The organism is Anaerobranca gottschalkii DSM 13577, assembly GCF_900111575.1.
GTDB lineage: Bacteria > Bacillota > Proteinivoracia > Proteinivoracales > Proteinivoracaceae > Anaerobranca > Anaerobranca gottschalkii.
This window is the reverse complement of record NZ_FOIF01000022.1, coordinates 26,516-33,123: the sequence shown is the minus strand read 5'-3', so window position 1 is coordinate 33,123 and position 6,608 is coordinate 26,516. Positions and strand designations below refer to the sequence as shown.

At 34.5% G+C, this 6,608-nt stretch carries 3 protein-coding genes; all 3 read right to left on the bottom strand.

The annotated features are described in order from the left end of the window. Positions 1-106 precede the first annotated feature (106 nt). Positions 107-253 (bottom strand): hypothetical protein, encoded by a 147-nt coding sequence (locus BMX60_RS12040; RefSeq protein ID WP_177159728.1) that lies wholly within the window; start codon positions 251-253, stop codon positions 107-109. Between the two features lie 73 nt (positions 254-326). Beyond that, positions 327-4,637 (bottom strand): 2-hydroxyacyl-CoA dehydratase, encoded by a 4,311-nt coding sequence (locus BMX60_RS06775; protein ID WP_091350605.1) that lies wholly within the window; start codon positions 4,635-4,637, stop codon positions 327-329. Positions 4,638-5,071: 434 nt separating this feature from the next. Next, the gene (locus BMX60_RS06770) at positions 5,072-6,532 is read right to left on the bottom strand and encodes a protein adenylyltransferase SelO (protein ID WP_091350603.1); all 1,461 of its coding nucleotides are present in this window, start codon (positions 6,530-6,532) and stop codon (positions 5,072-5,074) included. Positions 6,533-6,608 lie beyond the last annotated feature (76 nt).

The following is a 6,608-nucleotide window of genomic DNA, read 5'->3' as shown; positions in this document are numbered from 1 at the left end:
TAAGTTAATTTAATACGAAAAATATATTGAGCGATATGGTTTCATGATACTATTTTATTTTGATTATATTAGGAATTTTAATTTGATAATTCACATTATATGTTTTTCAACACGATTGGCTTTCATTTTCTCTATTCACCTCCTTTTCTTCAAGCACCTCTTGTTCTAATGCACCCATTCGTAAGTCTAAATCTTCTACTTTAGACTTAACACTTTTTACTTCCATCAATATTTCCCGCAATAAAGCTTCCAAAAAATCTCCCCCCTTAATTCTCTATTTTAGTTTATCTAATTATACCATGAACATATGTTCGAGTCGACTTTTATTATTTAAAATTGATATTTTTATTTGTTTTTAATTGTAGATCATTTAATTTCTTTAACTGTAATTGTTGAGTTACATGAAGTTTTTCTTCTAAATTTAAATTTTCAAAGGCAGTTGCTAACATTAATTTTATTCTATTAAGTTGATTAACTTCACTGGCGCCTGGGTCATAATCAACAGCAACGATATTTGCATAGGGATAAAGTTCCTTTAATTTTTTAATCATCCCTTTTCCTGTAACGTGATTAGGTAAACAAGCAAAGGGTTGTACACATACAATATTATTTACTCCTTGGTGGATTAATTCAAACATCTCCCCAGTTAAAAACCATCCTTCTCCAGTCTGATGACCTAATGATAATACATTTGCTGCCCCTGAGGCAATCTCATCAATAGTTTTAGGTGGGATAAATCTATTACTTTTTTCCAATGCTTTAATATAATCCCTGCGGTAAAAATCAATTACTTTTATAACAAAATTACTAATTATTTGAGATTTTTTGCTACCATTTAAATACTTCCATTTATAATTTGAGTTATAAGCACAATAGAGAAGAAAATCTGTTAAATCAGGCACTACCACTTCTGCCCCTTCCTTTTCTAAAACCTCAACAATTTGGTTATTAGCTAAAGGATGATATTTAACTAATATTTCCCCTACTACCCCTACTTTAGGTTTTATCATGTTATTTAATTTTAAATTATCAAATTCCCTAACGATATTATAAATATTTTCCCTATATTTTTTCCTACTACCCTTTTGCAAATCTTTTTTACAAATAGTTAGCCATTTATCCAGCAAATGATTAGCTGAGCCTTTAAACATTTCATAAGGTCTTACTCTGTATAATACCCTCATCAATAAGTCTCCATAAGTTAAAGCCATTAATGAGCGATTGATTAGTTTTAAATCGATGGTAAACCCCGGATTATTTCCCATCCCTTGGGCATTTAAAGAAATTATTGGGATATGGGGAAAGCCTGCATCTTTTAAGGCCTTCCTCAAAAATCCTATATAATTAGTTGCACGACAACCACCACCGGTTTGGGTAATGATTATAGAAGTTGAATCTTTGCTGTATTTCCCAGATTTTAGACCTTTAATTAACTGACCGATAACAATAATTGCAGGGTAACAGGCATCGTTATTGACGTATTTTAACCCTTCATTTATAATTTCATCTTTATTATCATTAGGCAAGACTTCTAAATTGTATCCCGATAACCTAAAAGCTTCTTGAAGTAATGTAAAATGAATCGGTGACATATCTGGAGCGATTATAGTGTGTCTTTTCTTCATTTCCTTAGTAAAGGCCACAGGTTTATAAATATAGTCTTTCTTCTCTAATTTCCCTATTTTTTCCCTTTCCTCTAATGCCGCTTTTAATGACCTTAACCTAATCCTTGCTGCTCCTAAATTATTTCCTTCATCAATTTTTAAACAAGTATAGATTTTACCACTAGAAGCCAAAATCTCTTCTACTTGGTCGGTGGTAACAGCATCTAAGCCACAGCCAAAGGAATTTAACTGTACCAACTCTAATTCTTCCCTTTCCCTTACTAAACAAGCTGCTCCATATAACCTTGAATGATAAGCCCATTGGTCCACTACCCTAAGGGGTCTCTCAACCTTTCCTAAGTGGGCTATAGAATCCTCAGTTAATACAGCCATCCCTAAACTAGTTATCAGTTGGGGTATGCCATGGTTAATTTCAGGATCTAAGTGGTAAGGTCTCCCTGCTAAAACAATCCCTTTAAGGTGATTTATTTGAAGAAATTCTAAGGTTTCCTCACCCTTTTTCCTGATATCATTTTTAAAATTCTGGTACTCTTTTGCAGCTTTTTTTACTGCCCCTTTAATTTCTTCAGGGGAAATTTGTAAATTCCTTAATTCTTCTATTAACCTATTAGTTAATTTTTCTAAGTTATCGAAGGGTAAGAAAGGATTTAGGTATTGAATATTTTTTTCCCGTAGCTTCTCTACATTATTTTTTATCACCTCAGGATAAGAAGTAACCATAGGACAATTGTAATGGTTATCTACACCTTCCCTCTCTTTTACTTCATGGGTAATGGAAGGATAAAAAATTAACTTTACTCCCTTTTCAATCAAAGCTTCAATATGGCCGTGAACCATTTTGGCAGGGTAACAAGCAGATTCTGACGGAATGGTTTCAATCCCCTTTTCATAAATTCCTTTTGTCGATATAGGTGATAACTCCACCCTAAAACCTAATTCTGTAAAAAAGGTAAACCAAAAGGGATAATTTTCATAAATATTTAACACCCGCGGTATTCCGATAACCCCTCTTTTGGCTTTTTCTATAGCTAAAGGGGGATAGGAAAACAGCCGTTCTAATTTATATTGATAAAGATTAGGAAGGTTATTTTCCCCTTTTCCTTTCCCTAATGGTTTTTCACACCTGTTTCCAGAGATATATCGTCCTTGAGGGAATTTATTTATTGTTAATAAACAATTATTAGGACATAAACTACATCTACTATGGCTTCCTTGGGGATTAATTTTCTCTAAATCTTCCTTTTTAACTAAAGAAGATTTTTCTCCTTTTTTATACCTTTCCTTAGCTAATAATGCAGCACCAAATGCACCCATTAACCCTGCAATTTCTGGCCTTATAACTTCTCTTCCTGTTTCTAATTCAAAGGCTCTAAGGACTGCATTATTAAAGAAAGTACCTCCTTGAACCACTATTTTTTCCCCTAACTCTTCACTTCTTTTTACTTTTATAACTTTATAAAGGGCATTTTTTACCACAGAATAAGCTAGGCCTGCTAATATATCGGAAACCTCTGCCCCTTCCTTTTGGCACTGTTTAACCCGTGAATTCATAAAAACGGTACATCTTGTTCCTAAATCGACGGGTTTTTGTGATTTTATCGCCTCTTTTTCAAAATCTGCTACCTTTATCCCTAAAGAACTGGCGAAGGTCTCTAAGAAAGAACCACATCCAGAGGAACAGGCTTCGTTTAATAAAATACTGCTGATTATTCCATCTTTCACCTTTAAACATTTCATATCTTGTCCACCGATATCTAAAACAAAATCAACACCGGGGCAGAAAAATTCCGCAGCTTTATAGTGGGCTACTGTTTCAATCTCCCCTATATCTACCCCTAAAGCAGCTTTTATTAAGCCTTCTCCATAGCCAGTTACCGCCGAATAGGTAATTTCTGCACCTTGGGGAAGTTTACTATAAATATCCTCAATGACTTTAATAGTGGATTTTAACGGGCTTCCTTCATTACTGCCATAATGGGAATATACTATTGCCCCTTGATCATCAATTAATAAAACTTTTGTAGTAGTTGAACCAGAATCAATCCCTAAGTAAAGATTTCCTCTGTAATCTGTAAGCCCTCTTTTTTCAACACTATTTTTCCCATGCCTTTTAATAAATTCTTGATACTCTTCAACATTTGAGAATAAAGGTTGCAAGGAGCTATTACTTTTTTCTTTTCCACTATCTTCGAGTTTAGGTAATCTACTGATTAACTTATTAAATGCTATTTCTTGACTATTAATTTGTGAAAGGGCAGCTCCCATAGCAATAAAAACTTGAGAATTCTTCGGAAATATAACCTGTTCTTCCTTTAAGTTTAATGTTTCTACAAATCTCTTTCTAAGTTCTGACAGAAAATACAGCGGCCCTCCTAAAAAAGCCACATTGCCCTTTATCGGCCTACCACATGCTAAAGCGCTTATAGTTTGGATAACAACTGCTTGAAACACTGAGGCTGCAATATCTTCTTTACTGGCTCCTTCATTCAACAAAGGTTGAACATCGGTTTTGGCAAAAACCCCACAGCGGGCTGCAATGGGGTAAATAGTTTTATAGTTTTTTGCTAGATCATTTAAACCTTGTGGGTCGGTTTTTAACAAAGCAGCCATCTGATCGATGAATGAGCCGGTTCCACCTGCACAGGTCCCATTCATCCTTTGTTCGATTCCATTAGTTAGGTACAAAATTTTAGCATCTTCTCCCCCTAATTCGATAGCAACATCGGTATAAGGGTAAAGGCTTTTTAAAGCTTTACTTGAAGCAACTACTTCTTGAATAAAGGGGACTCCTAAAATTTCAGCAATCCCTATTCCTCCAGAACCAGTTATCCCAATAGTTAAAGGAGAATTTTTAAAGATACTATATGTTTTTTGTAGTAATTTAACAACTGTTTTCCTTACATCGGAAAAATGTCGCTGATAGTCCTTATAGATTAGTTCTAATCTTTCATTGAGTACCACAACCTTCACTGTTGTAGAGCCGATATCTAAACCGAGATGAAGTTTTCCCATTTGAAATCACTCCTATTAGACCCAATTGACAATTATTTATTTTAATAATTATTCTCTAAGCTTAAGTTTTTTCCTGCTTTTTCTACAATTTTTAGTCTTTTAAAAATAAAAGACCTTCTTAAAGGAAGATCTCAGACTGAAGACAAACTATAGACAAAGTCATCATCAGCTGTGGTAATTAAATAAAGATACGATTAAGTTGAGGAGATAGATTTAAGAGCTGATTAGATAAAAGGAAGAAGGGGTGAGGAACAGGACGTTCCGAAAGCTCTATTGAGCCATGGATGGCGAATTAGAGCGGTACCCTTCTTCCTATTAGATAGAAGCCTTAAATCTCGACGGAGACTTTGTTAGAATGTTTAATTACCACAGCCTTTAAAAAATGACTTTGTCTACAAACTGAGATCTTCTTAAAGGAAGATCTTTTTAATAGACTATGTTCCACAAAAAGTCCTATAAGGTGGACATCCCTTTGGTGGAGGAGAAATATAATAGTCGTTATTTTCATCATAGTTATAGGGTTTTTCTAGAGCTTTAAGGAGATTTTTCATTACAGAATAATCGTTTCTTTCCACCGCCCCTTCTAAAGCCTCTTCTACTCTATGGTTACGGGGAATAATACTTGGATTTACACTTTTCATTAACCTTTCTACTTCTTCTTTTCCTTGAGGTTGTCTCCTTAGTCTATTTTGCCATTTATTATACCAATATTTGAATTCCTGTTTTTGTAATAATTCATCTTGCAAATCCCCTAAAGTCAATGCTCTAAAGGTATTTGTATAGTCACCTTGATACTTTTCCAAAATATCCAACAAAGTATGGATTAACTGTTTATCTTCTTTTTCCTCATTGAATAATCCAAGCTTTTTCCTCATTCCATTAAGCCAATAACTATCAAATAATTGGAAGTACTTATCTAAAGAGCATTGAGCAATTTCCAAAGCCTTACCTTCATCGGAATCTAGTAAAGGTAATAATGTCTCAGCAAATCTCGCCAAATTCCATGCCCCTATTTTCCCTTGATTCATAAAAGCATACCTTCCATGTCTATCTATTGAACTAAAAACAGTTTTGGGGTTATAAGTATCTAAAAAAGCACATGGTCCATAATCAATAGTTTCACCACTAATAGCCATATTGTCAGTATTCATCACTCCATGGACAAAGCCAATTAGTTGCCAACTGGCAATTAGTCTTGCTTGCCTTCTTATCACTTCATCTAAAAAGTATCGGTAAGGTGATTCTGATGAAAAGGCTTCAGGAAAATGGCGGTTTATTGTATAGTCTGTTAAAGCTTTTAGCTCCTCTAATGTTCCCCACCTAGCTCCATACTGAAAAGTTCCAACCCTTATGTGACTAGAAGCTACCCTAGTTAAAATTGCCCCAGGTAATTCTTTTTCTCGAAATACCTTTTCTCCAGTAATAACAACAGCTAAGCTTCTTGTAGTAGGAATGCCTAAGAAATACATTCCCTCACTAATAATATATTCCCTTAACATCGGTCCTAAAGCAGCCCTTCCATCTCCCCCTCTAGAATAAGGGGTTTTACCTGAACCTTTCAATTGTATATCAACCCTTCCCCCAGATGGAGTAATATGTTCTCCTAGGAGATGGGCCCGACCATCTCCTAGCATAGTAAAATAGCCAAACTGATGACCAGCATATGATTGGGCTATAGGAAAGGCTCCTTGGGGAATTGAGTTTCCTGCTAAAATTTCTATCCCTTCTTTTTGGGCTAACTTTTCAGTATCTAAACCTAGATCTTTCCCTAGATTATGGTTAAGTATAGCTAGTTTGGGATTAGAAACTGGAGTTGGTTTTATTACACTATAGAATATTTTAGGCAAAGATGGATAGCTATTTTGAAAATTCCATCCAATATTTTTTTCTGCCATCTTATTTCTCCTTTAAATTTTATAGATAAAGATATACTAGTTATATTTTTTTGCAAAGATAAACCCTTTATACTAA

Excerpts from the sequence above, each read along its gene's own strand:
- BMX60_RS06775 (WP_091350605.1), bottom strand. The coding sequence starts at position 4,637 with ATGGGAAAACTTCATCTCGGTTTAGATATCGGCTCTACAACAGTGAAG.
- BMX60_RS06770 (WP_091350603.1), bottom strand. The coding sequence starts at position 6,532 with ATGGCAGAAAAAAATATTGGATGGAATTTTCAAAATAGCTATCCATCT.